Genomic DNA, 17,346 nt, shown 5'->3' with positions numbered 1-17,346 from the left:
CCGTGACCGGTTCCCGTTCCCTGAGCTCCGGGCTCCGCGCGCTGCGGCCCACCGCCTTCGGCGCGGATCCGAGCGGGGAGCGCCTGGCGCGCATCCGCAGATCGCCGCACTTCGCGGACGGCGTCTTCGTGAACCCGTCGGGCACCCGGATCCGCCCGTCCGGGAACTCCACACTGGAACTGGCGAAGGTCTACTTCCGCAAGGAGTCCCGGGCCCGCCGGGTCCCGAGCGGCACGATCCCGGTGCACCCGACGACGTACACCGAGCTGGCGAAGCCGCCGGCGACCGGGCTGCGGCTGACCTGGATGGGGCACTCCAGCGTGCTCGCCGAGATCGACGGGCACCGGGTGCTCTTCGACCCGGTGTGGGGCGAGCGCTGCTCACCCTTCGACTTCGCCGGTCCCCGGCGGCTGCACCCGGTGCCCCTGCCGCTGGCCTCGCTCGGCCCGGTCGACGTCGTCGTCATCTCCCACGATCACTACGACCACCTCGACCTGCCCACCATCAAGGCCCTGGCCGGCACGGACACCGTGTTCGCGATACCCCTCGGTGTCGGGGCCCACCTGGAGCACTGGGGCGTGTCTCCGGACCGGCTGCGCGAGCTGGACTGGCACGAGTCGACCAAGGTCGGCGGCATCACCCTGACCGCCACGCCCGCCCGCCACTTCTGCGGCCGCGCCCTGCGCAACGCCCAGCACACGCTGTGGGCGTCGTGGTCCGTGGCCGGCGACGAGCACCGGATCTACCACAGCGGTGACACCGGCTACTTCGACGGCTTCAAGGACATCGGCGCCGCCCACGGCCCGTTCGACGCCACGATGATCCAGATCGGCGCCTACTCCGAGTTCTGGCCCGACATCCACATGACGCCCGAGGAGGGCATGCGGGCCCATCTCGATCTGCAGGGCGGGCAGCCGCACGGTGTGATGCTGCCGATCCACTGGGGCACCTTCAACCTCGCGCCGCACGCCTGGGCCGAGCCCGGCGAGTGGACGAAGGCCGCCGCCGACGCCGTCGGCCAGGCCGTCGCTCTCCCCGTCCCCGGCCGGCCGTTCGAGCCCGCCGGAGTGCTGCCGAGCGACCCGTGGTGGCGCGGTGTGGGCTACGTGCCCGACACCCGGTGGCCGGTCCCGGAGGTGCCCCGGACGGCGACGCGCGACGACGACCTCGACCTGGTGGCCGAGGGCTGACCGCGGACGAGCTGAAACGCGTGACGGATGTCCTTGTAACCATGTCGGAGGTCGAGCGCGAGCAGGCTCTACGGGGTACGGGGCACGGGGTATCGATGGTCCGCTGCGTCGGCAGGGCCGCGAACCGGCGTCGGAGTTCCGGCCGTTGCTCTCCGTGTGCCGTACGGGTGTGGAAGTGCGAGTGACGGTGAATGGCGTGTAGGCCGCGACGGATCGGAATCGCGCAGGGGAGTGTTTCGCAAGTGGCCGAGACCCTCGCTGAGCGCCGCGTTCGCATCCTTCGTGCGTGGTACGACGTCCTCCACGGCGGCGCAGGGCGGTGCTCAAGCCTTCGCTGTCGTTGAGCGAGGTGAGACAAGGCGGAGAGCGTGACACTGGCCCGGCTGTTCACGCGCACTTCAGTTGGTCGAACATGAGTTCGATCTGATTGTCTGGTAAGTGTTGGTGGGGTCGGGCCCTGCACTCCTGCCCGCCAGGCTCAGAGGGGGCCGACCCGGAGATCAGGGCCGATGTCCCGGGAGCATGAACGAGGGCCTGAGCGCGAGCGGAAGGTCGGACACCGTCGCCAACACCAGGACGTGTTCCGGGGTCATGGTGTCGTTCTCCGGCGTTGCGATGATTCCTGCCGTCAAGAGGATCATGATCAGCGTGCTCTGCATCTGGAGACCGATCGCCCATGGATACCGGACGACTGGCCTGTCGGGACGGCCCGAGGCGAGGCTGTAGGCAGCGGCCCGGACCATGCCGGGCTCAGCCCTCCATCCCACGGACACAGCCGCCGAAGCCGTCTCGGCAACGGATTCGACGTAGACCACGGCGCCGGACCGCTCCTCCGTGTCGGTCTCCCCATCAGCCACCTCACCACCTTCGAGGGGTGGGGCTTTGGTCGTTCCCATGCGATATGCGCGGGAGCTGGAATTCAGCCAACTCTGCTCCACGGCCAGGGCTCACCTCGCCGCTCTTCACAGGTGGAGCGCAGCCCCCACACGTCCCCCACACCCCTGACTGACTGTTTTCGGTCAGGCTGCGAAAAAATCCCAGTCGCCGCAGCTTTTGACATGTCTATGGTTGTCGCGACGCTTCCGGTGGACCTGACCTCTCCGCCGTCGCGCACCTCAGCACGCGGTCGGGGGAAACCGCCGTCACGTCCGCTTCTTCGGACGGGCACGCCTCGGCCTGCCATGCCTTGGCCTGTCCCGTTCACGAAGAAGGATGCTGCCCTTGCGCCCCAGAACGGCGTTCCTCGTACCTTCGCGGCGAAGATCACGACACGTCGCCCGCCTCATTCCGCTCCTGCTGGCCCTCGCCGTCCTGGCCACCCTGGCGGCGCGGCCGGACCTGTTGGGCCGGTCGACGGGTGATGCCGCCCCTGTGGCCGACAGTTACGACGGCTTCGACGCCAAGGGTGCCGAGCAGTTGCGGCAGGACCAGTGCCTGATGGCGGGCGCGCTGCGGCTGGGCGGGCCGGGCATGTACGGCCTTGCGCAGGACGCGTTGAACCAGCCCGCGGACAAGCTCCATGGGGCGGCGAACCGGGACTACTGGACCGACACTCCGCTGTCGAAGGCCTACGACCAGGACAAGGCTGCCGCGGACAAGGAGGAATCGGCGCTCTACGCGCATATCGGCGACTGGAAGATCCAGGGGCTGTCCACCCCAGGAGGCTTCGCGTCGAAGGCCGACTTCGAGTGGCCCCCCGGTATGGCGGGCGATGACCGGCAGAACTTCTTCGCACAGACCGGCCTTTTCAAGTGGGTCTCGGAGCAGTTCTGGAAGGGCGAGGACGACTTCTACCAGGACCCGACTCCCAAGGCCGACGACGCCACGGTCAAGGCCGTCAAGGACCTCGGCACCCCGCTCTACGGCAGCAACCCGGGTCCGTCGGCGCCCGACTGGGGGCAGGCGTCCGCCGAGCACCAGGCGTGGGACGCGTTCGTCAACTGGTCGATCGAGCCGCCCGGCACGGACAACGCCCGGCTGTTCCTGTCCTCCGGCGGCTTCCCGCGCACCGCACCCGAGCCCGGAAGCCTGGAATTCCGGCTCGCCGTGGAGGACTTGAAGACCAGGTTCGCGTCGTGCGCCTGGCGCAGCCCCGTCGACCCGGACAAGGTCATGGGCAAGGAGGTCGCCGCCGCGTCCGCCGAGTGGCAGCAGGAGATCACCTCCCAGGCCGGCCGGCGCAACCAGATCCTCGACGCCAACCGCGACGCCACCAAGGCTCTTGCGGCCGGTGCCAAGGCGCTCGGGGAGATGCTCGGCCAGTCCTGGATCGCCGACCATCTGAGTCGCTGGCAGGAGTACTGGGCCCCGGGCGGCATCGGCTGGATCGGCGAGTCCCCCGCGGTCATCCAGGTCGAGGCCGCCCAGGGCAAGTGCCTGGATGTGCAGGGCGGCGGGAAGACCAACGGCACCCCGGTGCAGATCTACACCTGCAACGGCAGCGCCGCCCAGCAGTGGCAGATCTTCGGCTACCCCCACGGCTACGCCCTGTTCAACGTCAACGCCCAGAAGTGCCTGGACGTGCAGAGCGGCAATGCCGTCAACGGGACGAAGATCCAGATCTGGTCGTGCAACGGCAGTACGGCACAGCAGTGGAACTTCGACGTCCGCGCCGCGAGCGAGCTGCGCAACGCCGCCACGGACAAGTGCCTGGACCTGCACAAGTTCGACAACGGCTACGACTCGTGGCAGTGGGACTGCAACGGCAGTGACCCGCAGAAGTTCCGGGTCGTGGCCAAGGGGCACGAGGGCACCGACAAGCTCGCCTACCCGGACAAGGCCCAGTTCGACAAGGCGAAGAAGGGCATCGCCGACGCCCAGGCGCAGGCCAAGAAGCAGCTCGGTGTGCTGCAGGCCCAGTTGGAGGTCGCCAGGAAGGCGGCCGGCGGCTCGGACACGGCCACCCAGGCCGCGTACGGCATCGCCGATGCCAGTGGCGCGCCGCGGGGGCGTGGTCTGCTGGTGGGCCAGCAGAAGGCCCAGGTCACCAAGGGTGCCGCCGCCGCGCTCCAGGCGATGGTCAAGGCGGGGCAGACGGCCGAGGCCGCCACCCGCGCCTCTGCCGGTGACAGCCAGACCATCGCGCAGCGTGCACTCGCGCAGGCGGCGCAGTCGAAGGCGGAGTTCCGCAAGGAGGCCGCGCGAACGGCCGAGGCACAGGCCAAGGCCGCCGCGGATGCCGCGAAGGTGCACCGCGACAACGCGCAGAAGGACAAGGAGACCGCGCAGGCGAGGCTCGCCGATGCGCTGAAGGCCGAGGGCGACGCGAAGGCGGCCGCCGCCGACGCCCACGCCAAGCGGCTCGCGGCCGAGGCGGAAGAGGCGACGGCCAAGGCGGAGAAGGAGACCGCCGCGGCCAAGCAGGCCGAGGCCGCCCAGCACCGGCAGAACGCCCAGGCGCAGGCGGCGACGGCGAAGGATGCCAAGGACAGGGCGGAGGCCGCCGAAGCGACCGCGGCCGGCAAGCGGGACGCCGCGGTCAAGGCCCGCGACAACGCGAAGACCAAGCGCGACGACGCCTGGGACGCCGAGCAGAAGGCGAACGCCGCCCGGGCAAAGGCCGACGCGAAGGACGCCTACGCGGACGCCCACGACTCCGACGACAACGCCAAGGACGCACGGGCGGCGGCGGACGAGGCGGACAAGGCCGCCGACGACGCCGAAACGGCGGCGCAGTCGGCGCGTTCCGAGGCGGACGCCGCCACACAAGCGGCGGCCGACGCGGACGCGGCAGCCACCCGGGCCGAGGCGGCGGCCAAGCGGGCCCGCGCCGACGCGGACGCCGCGCAGGCCGCGAAGCTGAAGGCGGACGCCGCGGTGAAGACCGCGACCAGTGCGGCGGCGGACGCCATCAAGGCCTCCCAGGACGCCGCCGCCGAGGCGAAGGCGGCCGTCAAGCTGGCCGACGAGGCCGAACAGCACGCCAAGGACGCCAAGTCCCAGGCCGACCAGGCGAACACGGAAGCCGGCAACGCCCTGGCGGCAGCGGCGAAGGCCGCGGGCTACGCTCATGTCACCGCCCAGGCCGCCGTGGACGCCGGCAACGCCGCCGCACAGGTCGCCGACCCGGCCAACGACGCCATCCAGCTCGGCTCCCCGTACATCACCACCGACTCCGCCGCGGGTCTGGTCGTCCTGACGGGCCAGGCGTCCAAGACCATCGCCGACCAGCAGAAGGCCGTCGCTGACGCCCACGCCAGGAACGCGCAGGCGGAGGCCGCCGCCGCCAAGGCGCTCGCCGACCAGGCGAAGGGCGACGCCAAGGAGGCCTACCAGCACGCCGCCAACGCCGCCTCCTACGCGGCCGACGCCCGCACCTACGCCAAGGAGGCCCTCGACTACTCCGCCGACGCGGCCCAGGCAGCCGCCCAGGCCTCGGCCTGTCTGGCCCGCACGATCGGCTACGACCAGCAGGCTGCCGAGGACGCGACCGCTGCGGACACCGCGGCCGGCCACGCCGAGGGCTACGCCAAGGACGCCCGCGACTCCGCCGACCAGGCAGCCCTGGACGCCTCCGCAGCCCAAGCGGCGGCAGACGAGGCCGAACAGTCCGCGAAGGACGCCCGCACGGCAGCCGACCGAGCCGACGCCGCCGCGACCGAGGCCGAACAGGCGGCCAAGGACGCCCAGAAGCTCGCGGAGTCGGCGCAGCAGGCGGCCGACCAGGCCCAGCGCAACGACGCCAACAAGCAGGTGCAGACGGGCGCGGCCACCGGAGTCGGCGGCGTGTTCTCCGTCATCGACCAGATCACCCAGAACGGAGACCCGGAACGCCTCCCGGACGACTGCTCACACCTGCCGTGCGACCTGGTCTTCAAGGTGCACTTTGACGCGGTCGTCAGTTACTACCTCTGCACGAACCCCGACGTTCCCGCAACCGAGTCCGGCTGCCCGGCCGACGACACGTTCTTCCTCACCACGCAGCCGATCAAGGGCCTCACCAAGACTGTCAAGATCACGTCGTGGCAGGCGACCAAGGATCTGTGGAAGGGCATCTTCGACTCGATCACGGGCGACTTCACTGGCTGTTACCACAAGCTAAACGGTGACGGCAGCGGCAACTATGGCGACTGCGCCTGGGCGGCGACCTGGCTTCCGCTCGGTGGCCCGATCGGGAAGATCACCGAGGCGATCCGCGCGGTGGACGCCGCAATGCGCACCGGGGTCGGGGTGTCCGACGCTCTGAAGGCGTTGAGGGCGCTGGACGTGGACGCTGCGGCCCTTTCCAGGATCGAGTCCACCGTCCGCGTGTACGAAGACGCGATCTCGACCTGCCGGATCAACAGCTTCCCTGGTGGAACCCGGGTTCTGATGGCGGACGGGACCCGAAAGGCGATGCGCGACGTGCGCGAGGGCGACTTGGTCCTCGCGTCCGACCCCGACACTGGCCGGACCCGGCCGGAACCGGTGACGGATGCGTTCCGGCACGAATCCGAGCATCTGATGGACATCAGCGTGTCCGGCGGCCTGGTCACGAGCACGTCGGGGCACCGGTTCTTCGTCGCGGAGCGCGGCTGGACCACCGTCTCCGACCTGAGTGTGGGCGACCGTCTACGCACGCCGAACGGGACGCTGCGGACGGTGACCGCTCTCCGAAACCGCCCGGGCCGGACCCAGGTGTACGACCTCACGGTCGGCGGCCTGCACACCTTCTTCGTGCGTACCCGTGGCCCGGTTCCCGCGGACGTCCTCGTTCACAACTGCCTGAACCTGGTGAAGGACGAAGGCATCGGTGGAGCCCACACATTGGGTGATCATGTCAGGCCCGATGATGACAAAATGGCCGAGAAGGCCAGTAAGGCCAGTAACGGCATCGCCACGCGGTGGACCGACGAAGCGACGGCCATGAGCTCAGTCAATGACGCCTTCGAACAGTGGATCGCGCGCAATCCCCATGGCCTGGACACCTGGCTGAGCAAAATGAGGAACAAGTTCGGCAAGAACAACGATCGCGGGTACTTCGATCCGAACACGGATCTGAAGAAGATCACCTGGACTCTCAAGGACAAGGGCTCCCTCGGCCGCAAGTGGGTCAAGGACGGCCCGCAGAACGTGAAGGCCGGCAATACGGTGGTCATCCAGCTGAAGTACGTGGGCAAGTCCCACCCGTTGGGATACGTCGTCTACACGTCATACCTCGCCGACTGAAAAGGTCGGCAGATATCCGGCCGCGCCGAGGGTGACTGACCGTCGCCCTCGACGCGGCGGCTTGCGAGGAACTCATGGCAGAACAACGTGAAGCACGCTTCTGGAGATACGAGGGGGACTTCGGAGTAAGCCGACTGACCGAGGCCCTTCAAAGTGCTGCCTCTGGGCATGTCCCTCTTGACGAGGAGGCAGCGCTGCACCTCGTGTCGGTTGAGGCGGCAAGGGACGACGATGACGCCCTCGCACTCCGCGAGGACGCACAGCTACTGCTCGACTCTCCACTTCCGGACGAGGCCCTCCGTGCGGTATGGCGGGCTGCCACCCGGGGTAGCCACGACCCCGGGCCGCATCATGCGCGTGCCTGGCTGCGCGCGATCACGGATGTATGCGACGACGAGCTCTCCCGGCTCCCCCCTTCTGGCGAACAGCTCGGGTACGGCAGCGCGCCCGTGGTCGTCGTGGACGAAGGGGCGATGAGAGAGGCGGCACTCACCGAGGTGCGCGCCCTGTGGGTGCAACTAGCGCAGGCGGATGTCGCGTCCGTACTGGAACGAGTGGTCACCGAGGTGGATGCCGATCTCGGATTCCGGCTGTTCCTGCGGGTAGCGAAGGCAGCAGCGGTACAGGTCACTCTGGAGCGGTACGACCGGTACCAGCAGATCGGCGAGGCGTTCGGATATCCGGGCCGGCTCGTTCACCACGGCCTTGATGTCCTGTGGCCGCGATTCGACGACTTCTCGGCCCGGCGACGCTTCGAGGGCGATATCGGATTCTCCTTCCTCGCCGGTCGGTTTCACAGCGATCTGTGGGAGCACTCGTATTCGGTCGACGAAGGCATCCGCGGGGCCACTGGTGATTACGGGGGCGCTGTGCCGGGATCGCATGCATACGTCCTGTTGCAGGATAGCCAGCGGCTGTTCGGGTCCCCGCTGTCGGACGCCACCCTGACCGCACTTTGGCGCGTGGTGACGTGCCGCGGGTACGACCCCGGGGCGTCAGGAGTCGAGATGCGCCAGTGGTTGCGGCGGGTCGTAGAGGTGTGCGCGGACCGCCTGCGTGAGATCGATCCCGGTTTCATGGTCGGCGCGCCCGGGCCAGCCTCGGCCGAACAGACGGACAGGGTCCTGCAGGAACTACGGCAGAGTGCCCCTGCCCTGACGAACAGTATCCACAACAGCCCCTGGTATGGGGCCTCCACCAGTCCATGGTTCGAACTGTCGGGCGTGGCGGTGCCCGCGCTGGAGCAGGTCGTCACCCAAGTCGACCCCGACCTCGGCTTCCGGCTCCTTCTCGGGCTCCTGAGGGCGTACTCCGTGCCGGTCAGCGAAGAGCGGTACGCCCGCTACGTGGACCTCGGCGAACGACTCGGCTACGGAAGGTATCCCGTCCTCGAGCTGCAGGATCTCGTTCTGCCGGAACGGCCTTGTAGGGATCGGCGTCATGGAGGGGAAGGCGAGGGCTCGCTGTGGTAGCCGTTGTCGTCGGCGACAACGGATTCGTGATCGGAGCCGATCCCGCACGACCTTCGAAGAACCGAAGAACCTGCTCGTGCAGGCTCGCGGCGAGCCGTCTCCGCTGTACGCGCCGGAGGGTCCCGGGGCCTATGAAGACCTCGGCGCCTTCGCGCGCAACATCCCACTGGACGATGACCGACTGGTCCTTCCGACAGATCTGGCCGCCGTGCTGCCTCCCTGGTCGTCGACCCGCCCGCCGGGGGATTTCGCCTCCCGGTCCGACCTGCGGCGGCAACCGCTGCGGTCGTAGCGTCACTCGCGCCCGGAATTGGGCAGCAGGGGTCGTAGTCCCGCGCAAAACACGATGCACTGCTGCTTCGGCTCCTGGCGGGCTGGCACCGCATGACCAGGCCTGTCCGGTTCTCCAACGTCGCTTTTGAACCGGAGGTACCACGGGAGGGCGCTGTAGTCGGGTCCCGACGCAGCACATAGGAAGCACACATCGATGAAGTCGAGCACTCGTCCTGGAGACGGCATTGCGGTTGGCCTGATCACACAGGACCGGTGTCCGTGAAGCCACTGTGTCTGCCGGGATGGGGAACTCTGCTCCGGAGAGACCCCGTTGGGCCGCATCCGTCGGCCCGGCGGTGGCCGCAAACGCGTCCTCGACCGGAACCCAGCCTTTCGGGAGGCCCTCCTCGCGCTGGTCGAGCCCGACGTCCGCGGAGATCCGACGTCGCCGCTGCGCTGTACCGCGGATGCCATTCGCGGGTCATGTCCGCTCATCCCGGCCGGCCGTGGGGTCCGCCTCGAGGGTTGAGCGAAGGATGGCCAGGGTTGAGGCGATGCGGGCCAGGTCGTCAGGGGGAACCGCCGCGGTCAGTGAGATGAGCTCGCTCTCGACAATGGGGCGGGAAGCGGACAACTGCTTCTCACCCGCGGATGTGAGGCGCAGGACGGACGAGCGACGGTCCTGGGGGTGCGCGACCCGCAGGCACCAGCCCGCAGCCACCAGCCGGTCGACCGCCTTGCTGACGGCCCCCACGGTGATCGCCAGTTCGCCGACGATGTCGAGCACGCGGCACCCCGGCACGCGGTCGATGATCTCCAAAAGCTCGAACTGTCCCAGCCCCAGCCCTTGTTCGGCCCGCAACCGGGCGCTCACCGTGTTGTAGAGCCGGGTCTCGACGCGGACCAGATCGGTGAAGATCGGGGTGATGTGGCTCACATTAACCTTCCAGTAGATTCCCGGGAATCATCTTCCTTGGAATCCGGTTGGGGGCAGGCAGGTGGATTCCCAGGAATCCATCCTCGCACCCCGACCCATGGAGGCCCCGCATGTCCCGACAGCAGCGCGACGCCCTGGACGCCATACTCCGTTCCGCCCCTCGCAGCGAGATGCGTCCCACTCCCGAGGAGCAGCGCAGCGGTTTCACCGCGGCTGTCACCCGCCTCGCACCGGAGGGCGTGGTCACCCGCAGGACCGTCCTGGGCGGGCGGCCGGCCCTGGTACTGGAGCCGGCCGAAGCCTCCGGCCGCGGCCGACTGCTCTACCTGCACGGCGGCGGCTACGTCATCGGCTCACCGGACACCCACGCAGGGCTGGTCGGTGAACTGGCCCGCCGCGCCGGGCTGCGCGCGACGTCGGTGGATTACCGGCTGGCGCCCGAGCACCCTTTCCCCGCGGCTGTCGACGACGGGCTCGCGGCCTACCGCGAGCTGCTGGCGTCCGGCACCGACCCACGGGACCTCGCCATGGCCGGTGACTCCGCCGGTGGCGGATTGAGCATCGCCACGCTGCTCGCCGCCCGGGAGGCGGGGCTGCCGCAACCAGCCGCCGTGGTCGTCTTCTCCCCCTGGGCCGACCTCACCCTCGCTGGAGGAAGCATCCGTTCCAAGGAGAGCGCCGACCCCATTTTCACAGAGGCCGACGTGCGCGCCTACGCCGATCTCTACGTCGGCGCAGGCGACAGGGCGCATCCCCTGGCCAGTCCGGTGTTCGCCGACCTCACCGGACTGCCTCCACTCCTCGTGCAGGTCGGGGCGAACGAGGTGCTCCTCGACGACGCGGTCCGGCTGGCCGGCCGCGCGGGCGCCGACGGCGTCGAGGTCACGCTCGAAGTCGGCCCCGGCCTCCCCCACGTCTTCCAGCACCACTACGGCCGCCTCGACGAGGCGGACGCCGCACTCGACCGCGCCGCCCGCTTCCTCACCGCCCACCTGAGCGCCGGGCGCCCGGGCGCCGACCATGTCGAACCGGTCCACTGACACCGACCCCGGCGGCCTCCACGTGATGTCGGCGACGGCCGCAGGAGCACCATGGCCGACAGGAGTGTCCGCTCGCCGGGTCGAGAAGCTGGCCGAGTCCCTTGGTGTCACACAACTGGCGAAGTCGCGGGTCTCGGCCATGGCCCGGCACCTGGACGCCGGACCGTATGCGTTCGTCTGGGGTGGATGCGCCGACCCGGCGGTGCAGCGTGGGGTACGGAGAAGGCGCTGCTGCAACGGGCGGAGCCAGTTGCGGATGGCGCTGAGGACGCAGGCGAGTGGCGTCCTCGGTCGGGGCACACCTGCCCTCCGCCGTGGGCGCCCGCTGCCCTCGGGCGCGAGAAGATCCTTTACGGCACGCGGGCGACGCCGACGTAGAAGCCGCTCAGCTCCTGGGCGGGAGCCGGTGAATCCTTGTACCACTTGGTCGCTGTGACCAGCCCTGGAGCCACCAGTTCCAGGCCCTCGAAGAACGGCTCGATCTCGGCCCGCGTACGCATGCGGAGGGGGATCTCGCCCTTGCGGTAGGTAGTGGTCACCGACTTGACGAGGTGCGGGTGCTCATCGGTGGTGCCGTGGGAGAACATGAAGTAACTACCCGAGGGCAGCGCGTCGAGAAGCGTCCGTGTAAGACCGTAGGGGTCTTCGTCGTCGGTGATGAAGTGCATCAGCGCGATCATCGACAGCGCGACGGGCCGGGTGAAGTCCAGGAACGCACGGGCGTGGGCGAGGATGGCTCCCGGGTTCCGTACGTCGGCCTCGATGTAGTCGGTGCTTCCCTCGGGACTGCTGACGAGCAGAGCCTCCGCGTGCCGCAGCACGATGGGGTCGTTGTCGGCGTAGGCGATCCGCGCCGACGGCACTGTGGCTTGGACGATCTGATGCAGGTTCGGCTGGGTCGGGATGCCCGTGCCGATGTCGAGGAACTGGTCGATGCCGTTGCCGGCCAGCCACGCCGCTGCGCGGTGCATGAACGCCCTGTTGCGCATGGCGTTGAGACGCGCTTCCGGTGGCAGCTTCGCCGCCACCTCCTCATCAACCGGATAGTTGTCCTTGCCGCCCAGCAGCCAGTCGTAGACGCGTGCCGGGTGGGGCCTGCTCGTGTCGATGCGACTTTCGGAGGAGGGGTCTGCCTTCATGCATGACTCCAACGTGTACTAGATCGCTGACCGACTCACCGAGTTCGCTTCGTGCGCTGTGGGTGGTGAGGCAGTGGAGGGCGTTGCGATTGTGCCATTGGCCCAGCCCTCGCGCAGAGTTGTCGCTCGATGCCCGCACGCTCAAGTGCGGGCCCGGGCGCCAGGTGTGTTGCCCCGGAGCGTTGTTCACACGGCTGATCGGTGGCCGCCGCCGAGGGCGGTCGCCTTGGTTGGAACCGCGAGTTCGCGTGGATCGGCAGTGGCCGTGGAGCTGGATTGGCCGTCTCGGCACGTGGCTGAGGTCCTGAAGTCTGACAGGGCGAGCCGGTGAACCTTTCCGGTCGCAGCACCAGCCCGAGATGCGACATCGTCGTCGGCTCCACAGTACGCCGGGCCATGGCCTCCGCATCGAGGCCCGCGCACTTCATCTACAACGTGAGGTGCTGCCGGCGTAGCGATTCGACCAGCGTCGTGCGCTCGTCGCCCGACCTCGGTCCGTGCTCCCGCGGGTCGTCATCGACGGCCTGCCCGCCTGCGCGGCCCCGGTCTGCATACGTGCGACGTCCCGCACGGTGGCCGCAGCCACGCCGACCGGATGCTCGGCCGCGTACTGGTCATGGGTCCTGGTGAACTCCCCCGCCACCACGGTCGGGTCCACGACGAGCGCGCCCGGCCGGGTGCGCAGGATGCGCTCGGCGCAGCCGCGCCGCGGTCGTTCCTCGACCAGCTCGACCAGACCGGCCTTCTCCAACGCCTTCAGGTGGTAGTTCAGCCGCTGCCTGGGCAGCTCCAGCTCGGCGGCGAGCCGGCTGGCCGAGCTGGGTGTGGGCAGGCGCTTGAGCAGGTCGCGGCGTACCGGCGACAGCGCGGCACGCACCCGGTCCGGCGAGTCGACATAGGTGAGGACCATGGCCCCATCTTGAACTGGGAGTGGAACGCGCTCCTTGGCCGCTCCTGCGCCCGTCGCCCGGGCGGGGCCTTGTCTGCTCGTCCGCAGAGTTCGGAAGCGGGTGCCGTGAGCGGAGCCTGTCGCGCGCGTCGAACTTCTGTCCGTGCGGAAGCGATCGGAATTGCCGCCGGTTCGAGGGGTGCGGTTCATGAAGGAACCTCCTCGATGCGACGTACCGAGGAATTTCGTCCAGCGACTGGGCGGTCGCGCAGGATTCGTAAGAATGAGGCGAAGGGAAATGTGAAAGACGGATAAAACAATGAGCTGGGACCCGCACCCCAAGAGTGCGGGCCCCAGCCACATGATGCGCGAGCCGGTGGCTCGCGACGGTTCGCGTCAGTGTCGGGCAGGAACGATGTTCTCCGCCTGCGGGCCCTTCTGGCCCTGCGTGACGTCGAAGGTAACCTTCTGGCCTTCCTGAAGCTCGCGGAAGCCGGTCGTGGCGATGTTCGAGTAGTGGGCGAACACGTCGGCGTCGCCGCCGTCCTGCTCGATGAAGCCGAAGCCCTTTTCCGCGTTGAACCACTTCACGGTGCCAGATGCCATATTGAATCTCCCTTGGGGGCAGTGCCGGACTCCGCGCTTTGCGGAGTCGAGTCGCCGCGATAATCACCCCTCCGGAAGGATCCGGAAAGCTCTGCAAAGAAAAATTCCCTGGTGACCAAAACTGCAACTGCTGTCACGCTAACACAGTGGGGTGGCAGCGGCTATGCGTTTCCGCGTGCGTCGGGCAATTCTGATCCGGCTGGAGTCTCAATTTCTGTACTGGCGAGACTAGGTATTCGTGCCGTGCTCGTCCAGCTTCCGGCGCATTTCCCGGTTCGGACGGAGGGCGTCGTCGAGCTGGTTCTCCGGAGAGATGATGCGGCACGCGGCCTCGATGGGTGTGCCCTGGCCGACCAGCTCACGGGCACGAGCGGCGATGCGCAGCTGGCGGCGGGAGTACCGGCGATGACCGCCTTCCGAACGCAGAGGAGTGATCAGTCTGGCTTCGCCGACGGCCCGGGGGAAGGCGGGGGTGGTGCTGAGAACGTCGGCGGCCCGCCCCATGGTGTAAGCGGGACAGTCGTCGTCGTCCAGGTTCCCGGCGGCGGGGGCGTTCTCAGCGGGCATGGCACCTTCGTTTTCGGGGGCGCGGCGAGGGACCCGGGCGTGCGTGGCACCCGTGCTCCGAAGGACGCAGCGCCGTCTGCATCGTGCGACAATCCTGACTCCCGCAGGCACGGAGATGTGGTCTCGCCGTGGCAGATCCCCTCCGCGCACAGCCCGACGAGTCACCGCAGTTGGCCGTCGGCCGGCGAAGAAGTGCCGCCGGAGGGGCCGAACCCGCCCGCTCGGCTCGCGAAGTGACCCTGATCCGGTGTCAGCCCAGCTGCGGACATGAGCGATTCGGCGGCTCGCTCGGTCGCCTCGGGCGGCACGACCAGCAGATCCCGGCGTCCATGGCCGGGTGCCATCAGAACGATGGTGCTCGGCGTGTGCGCCGTGGCGGTCGTGCGTAGCCGGACGACCTGGTTGCAGACGAGCATGCGGCCCGGTGCCCCGACCCACGCCGTGCCGTTGACCAGGACACCGACGATCTGGCCCCAGGCGCACGGCAGACCGGAGAGCAGCGGCGGGACTTCGGCCAGGAGATCCGGTGCCCCAGTCCAGGGTGATGGCGTGCGCGTCGCTTCCGGGTCCGGCCGGCTCCACGGCGATCACCCGGCCGGGTGCCATGACCGTGTGCGGGGCGGCGGGCCATTCGGCGGGGGCCACGGTGACCCCTACCGCGGCGCCAGGGTCCGGCTCCAACGAGCTGACGACTGAGAGAGGTTCGAGTTCCAGCGCGTCGCAGCGCGGCCGCCGGGCCCCGTCCAGCGGGCCATGGCTGACGCCGGGGCGAGGATCAGGCGGGGCGGGGGCATGACGTACGTCTGCGCGTCAGCCGCGGACGCACCTTCGGCCGGCGTTCTGGGTTCCATCGTGCGGTCCCGTCCCGGGAGTCGTGGGACGATCGCCCGCTCGGTCACTCGCCGGGAACGGCACCGCCGGTCGCGCTGCGCGAAATGCTCTCGGTACGGTCAGGCTGCTCCGGGCCGAGGAGGAGCGGGTGGGTCAGTCGTCCGGCTGTGTCTTCTCCGTCTCTTTCCGATCCTTCTGTTCCTCCTGCTCCTCCTCCCGCTCCTCCATCAGCCGGATGCCCTCGTGCGTCAGTGAGACGGCTGCGGGGGTCCGGTGCGAGGTCCATTCCACGCTGATCAGGCCCTCGTCAGCCAGATAGGCGCAAGCTGCGAAGAGGTCGTCGTCGGGCAGGCCCAGCTCGGCGCGGAGCGCCGATCCGCTGACCTCGGGCCGATTGAGCTCGACGGCTCCGTACAGGGATCGCAGGACCGCCTCCCGGTTGTTCTTGCGTTCGCGGAGTTTCGTCATGGCTGTCGTTCCTCGAGGTGACGGACGCGACGGCGGATCCTAGTGGCCTCACGGACCCGGGTCATACCTCGTCGGCGTGCGCCTGCGCCTGCTCTGTCGATTCACTGGTCGCGAGCCAGGACCGTGCGGGTTCCGCGGCGTGCGCGGTGTCGAGGGTGAGATGGAGCCGGGTCCCCTCGCCGTGGCCGACGGGGTAGCTGCGCTGCTCGGTCGAGGCGAAGCAGCGCCGGAGCACTTCGGCGACGCGTCGGGCGACCTCCGGCGTCGCGGCGACGATGCGGACCTCGGCGTGGCTCTCGGGGGGCAAGGGCTCGTGCTCCATACGGACCTCCTGGCAGGCGGCGGGTACGAACCACGAATCCGGGCACTGGCCGACACGCCGGGCGACGGTGCGGGGGCTGCGTCGCGGTTCCACGGCGGCCCTCTTCTGAAGGGTATGCCGGGTAAGGGCGGCCGTGCGTCCCAGGGCCGACCAGGCGACCGGCCGCCCGACCGAGCCCTGATCTTGCTACTCACTCCTGTCGGTGGGGTGCTCGGGGTGCTCGACCGGTTCCCCTTTCGTGGTGTTTGCACCTCACCCGATAGGAGCATATGCTCCTATGTAGATTTGATCTCCATGGCATCGTTGAGGAAACAAAATGATCAATACAGAGGATCTGGTCAGCCGGAACGCCGCGTTCGCCGCCCGTGGCGCGCATGAGGGCCTGCACATCCTGGGCAGCGGCAACCTGATGGTCATCGGGTGCGTCGACTCCCGTGTCGATCCCAGCCACGTGCTCGGGCTGGACCTCGGCGAGGTCACGGCGATCCGCAACGTGGGCGGACGCGTCACCCCGGCCGTGCTCCGCACCCTGCTCATGCTCGCGAAGGTCAGGGAGGCCCACCGCGGCGACCGCCCCGCAGGCACGCACATCGTGGTCATGCACCACACCGAATGCGGCATCAAGGACATCGCGGCGTTCCCCGACATGCTCGCGAACGACTTCGACATCCCCGTCGAGGCCCTGGACGAGAAAGCCGTCATGGACCCGGTCGCCGCCGTCCGGCACGACGTCGGGTTCCTCAAGGAGGTCCTCAATACCAGGATGCCCGGAGGCCTCGTGACAGGGATCGTCTACGACGTCGAGACCGGACGGATCGAGGTCGTCGTCCCGACCGCGAGGGCCGGGGACGAATAGGCACCGGCTTCGCCCACCTCGGCGAGGAACACCAAGGCATCGCCCGACAGAGGCGGCCGGGTTCCGTCCGTGAGGGCAGACCCGATGCGACCGCCCAGGCACGAACGCGGCGGCACAAGGCCCCGTCGAAGCCTTCGTCGAACGCTACAAGACGGCCTTCGGGCAGTAGGTCCTGGCTGTCGGCGTGGGCAAGCCATCGCCTCTGCCTCGCGCCGCGAACAAGAGGCGATGCGCCGCACGTCGGCGCGATGGCCCGCCGACGGGCGCCGCCATCGCGCGGCGCGAGCAGTTGCCCCTGATTCCCGCACGCACCGATGAGCAGCGCAGCACCACCGCAGGCCGGGTGGCCTCGAAAGCAGCCACGGAGCCCGGTCGGCCGCCTTGGTGCGCAGCCCGTCCGGCCTGTGTCCCGGCTGCGTGCGCCCCAGCTCCTGAACCACTGTGGTGGTTGTGGCGATGCCAATGCCCCCTCGCGGCCGTCACGGCACACCCGCCTGATCGGGCCGAAGCAGTAAGAACTCCTAACAAAGTGAGAGGTTGACCAGTCGGCGCCAGCAGATGATGCCGCAGGCCAGGCTGAGGAACGCTTCGTGGATGTCGTCGCGGATT

At 69.0% G+C, this 17,346-nt stretch carries 13 protein-coding genes and 3 pseudogenes; 6 read left to right on the top strand and 10 right to left on the bottom strand.

The genetic code is table 11. The features are described 5' to 3' along the window. Positions 1-2 precede the first annotated feature (2 nt). Positions 3-1,190 carry an MBL fold metallo-hydrolase gene (locus tag ACFY2Z_RS39690; RefSeq protein WP_390748861.1) on the top strand — a complete coding sequence of 396 codons (1,188 nt, stop codon included), beginning with the start codon at positions 3-5 and terminating at the stop codon, positions 1,188-1,190. A gap of 500 nt (positions 1,191-1,690) precedes the next feature. Here ACFY2Z_RS39690 and ACFY2Z_RS39685 read toward each other — a convergent pair whose 3' ends face one another. Beyond that, positions 1,691-2,086, bottom strand: coding sequence for a hypothetical protein (locus ACFY2Z_RS39685; RefSeq protein ID WP_390748860.1), 396 nt, complete (start codon positions 2,084-2,086; stop codon positions 1,691-1,693). Between the two features lie 316 nt (positions 2,087-2,402). On the opposite strand from ACFY2Z_RS39685, the gene ACFY2Z_RS39680 reads away from it, so the two are divergent. The 3 genes and pseudogenes from ACFY2Z_RS39680 to ACFY2Z_RS39670 form a co-directional block, all read left to right on the top strand. Further along, complete coding sequence (locus ACFY2Z_RS39680; protein ID WP_390748859.1) at positions 2,403-7,337, top strand: RICIN domain-containing protein; 4,935 nt, start codon at positions 2,403-2,405, stop codon at positions 7,335-7,337. Between the two features lie 74 nt (positions 7,338-7,411). Beyond that, complete coding sequence (locus ACFY2Z_RS39675) at positions 7,412-8,809, top strand: hypothetical protein (RefSeq protein WP_390748858.1); 1,398 nt, start codon at positions 7,412-7,414, stop codon at positions 8,807-8,809. Between the two features lie 545 nt (positions 8,810-9,354). Beyond that, positions 9,355-9,560, top strand: a pseudogene (locus tag ACFY2Z_RS39670) (ISAzo13 family transposase); the annotation flags it as partial. Between the two features lie 3 nt (positions 9,561-9,563). Here ACFY2Z_RS39670 and ACFY2Z_RS39665 read toward each other — a convergent pair. Then, the gene (locus ACFY2Z_RS39665; protein ID WP_390748857.1) at positions 9,564-10,019 is read right to left on the bottom strand and encodes a MarR family winged helix-turn-helix transcriptional regulator; all 456 of its coding nucleotides are present in this window, start codon (positions 10,017-10,019) and stop codon (positions 9,564-9,566) included. Between the two features lie 110 nt (positions 10,020-10,129). Between ACFY2Z_RS39665 and ACFY2Z_RS39660 the strand changes: the two genes are divergently transcribed. Then, positions 10,130-11,059: an alpha/beta hydrolase gene (locus ACFY2Z_RS39660; protein WP_390748856.1), complete on the top strand. Its 930-nt coding sequence runs from the start codon at positions 10,130-10,132 to the stop codon at positions 11,057-11,059. Between the two features lie 350 nt (positions 11,060-11,409). Here ACFY2Z_RS39660 and ACFY2Z_RS39655 read toward each other — a convergent pair whose 3' ends face one another. From ACFY2Z_RS39655 to ACFY2Z_RS39620, 8 genes and pseudogenes are all read right to left on the bottom strand, one after another. Further along, the gene (locus ACFY2Z_RS39655; protein ID WP_390748855.1) at positions 11,410-12,198 is read right to left on the bottom strand and encodes an SAM-dependent methyltransferase; all 789 of its coding nucleotides are present in this window, start codon (positions 12,196-12,198) and stop codon (positions 11,410-11,412) included. Positions 12,199-12,931: 733 nt separating this feature from the next. Continuing rightward, a pseudogene (locus tag ACFY2Z_RS39650) lies at positions 12,932-13,108 on the bottom strand (helix-turn-helix domain-containing protein); the annotation flags it as partial. Positions 13,109-13,483: 375 nt separating this feature from the next. Beyond that, complete coding sequence (locus tag ACFY2Z_RS39645; protein WP_390748854.1) at positions 13,484-13,693, bottom strand: cold-shock protein; 210 nt, start codon at positions 13,691-13,693, stop codon at positions 13,484-13,486. A 228-nt stretch (positions 13,694-13,921) separates the two neighbouring features. Further along, complete coding sequence (locus ACFY2Z_RS39640) at positions 13,922-14,260, bottom strand: MerR family transcriptional regulator (RefSeq protein WP_390748853.1); 339 nt, start codon at positions 14,258-14,260, stop codon at positions 13,922-13,924. 161 nt (positions 14,261-14,421) lie between these two features. Further along, the gene (locus ACFY2Z_RS39635; protein WP_390748872.1) at positions 14,422-14,778 is read right to left on the bottom strand and encodes a DUF5994 family protein; all 357 of its coding nucleotides are present in this window, start codon (positions 14,776-14,778) and stop codon (positions 14,422-14,424) included. A gap of 67 nt (positions 14,779-14,845) precedes the next feature. Continuing rightward, a pseudogene (locus ACFY2Z_RS39630) lies at positions 14,846-14,974 on the bottom strand (hypothetical protein); the annotation flags it as partial. 270 nt (positions 14,975-15,244) lie between these two features. Beyond that, positions 15,245-15,559, bottom strand: a complete 315-nt coding sequence (locus tag ACFY2Z_RS39625) for a hypothetical protein (RefSeq protein ID WP_390748852.1) — start codon at positions 15,557-15,559, stop codon at positions 15,245-15,247. A gap of 61 nt (positions 15,560-15,620) precedes the next feature. Beyond that, positions 15,621-15,881: a hypothetical protein gene (locus ACFY2Z_RS39620; RefSeq protein ID WP_390748851.1), complete on the bottom strand. Its 261-nt coding sequence runs from the start codon at positions 15,879-15,881 to the stop codon at positions 15,621-15,623. Positions 15,882-16,197: 316 nt separating this feature from the next. On the opposite strand from ACFY2Z_RS39620, the gene ACFY2Z_RS39615 reads away from it, so the two are divergent. After that, entirely contained in the window at positions 16,198-16,737 is a 540-nt protein-coding gene (locus ACFY2Z_RS39615; RefSeq protein WP_390748850.1) for a carbonic anhydrase, read from the top strand. Positions 16,738-17,346: the final 609 nt, after the last annotated feature.

This window comes from Streptomyces sp. NPDC001222 (assembly GCF_042896945.1).
In the GTDB taxonomy this organism is placed as follows: Bacteria; Actinomycetota; Actinomycetes; order Streptomycetales; family Streptomycetaceae; genus Streptomyces; species Streptomyces gibsoniae.
Note: the sequence above shows the minus strand (reverse complement) of the source record. Positions and strands in the feature narration are given on the sequence as shown.

Excerpts from the sequence above, each read along its gene's own strand:
- ACFY2Z_RS39685 (WP_390748860.1), bottom strand. The coding sequence starts at position 2,086 with ATGGGAACGACCAAAGCCCCACCCCTCGAAGGTGGTGAGGTGGCTGAT.
- ACFY2Z_RS39680 (WP_390748859.1), top strand. The coding sequence starts at position 2,403 with ATGCTGCCCTTGCGCCCCAGAACGGCGTTCCTCGTACCTTCGCGGCGA.
- ACFY2Z_RS39675 (WP_390748858.1), top strand. The coding sequence starts at position 7,412 with ATGGCAGAACAACGTGAAGCACGCTTCTGGAGATACGAGGGGGACTTC.
- ACFY2Z_RS39660 (WP_390748856.1), top strand. The coding sequence starts at position 10,130 with ATGTCCCGACAGCAGCGCGACGCCCTGGACGCCATACTCCGTTCCGCC.
- ACFY2Z_RS39655 (WP_390748855.1), bottom strand. The coding sequence starts at position 12,198 with ATGAAGGCAGACCCCTCCTCCGAAAGTCGCATCGACACGAGCAGGCCC.
- ACFY2Z_RS39645 (WP_390748854.1), bottom strand. The coding sequence starts at position 13,693 with ATGGCATCTGGCACCGTGAAGTGGTTCAACGCGGAAAAGGGCTTCGGC.
- ACFY2Z_RS39640 (WP_390748853.1), bottom strand. The coding sequence starts at position 14,260 with ATGCCCGCTGAGAACGCCCCCGCCGCCGGGAACCTGGACGACGACGAC.
- ACFY2Z_RS39625 (WP_390748852.1), bottom strand. The coding sequence starts at position 15,559 with ATGACGAAACTCCGCGAACGCAAGAACAACCGGGAGGCGGTCCTGCGA.
- ACFY2Z_RS39620 (WP_390748851.1), bottom strand. The coding sequence starts at position 15,881 with ATGGAGCACGAGCCCTTGCCCCCCGAGAGCCACGCCGAGGTCCGCATC.
- ACFY2Z_RS39615 (WP_390748850.1), top strand. The coding sequence starts at position 16,198 with ATGATCAATACAGAGGATCTGGTCAGCCGGAACGCCGCGTTCGCCGCC.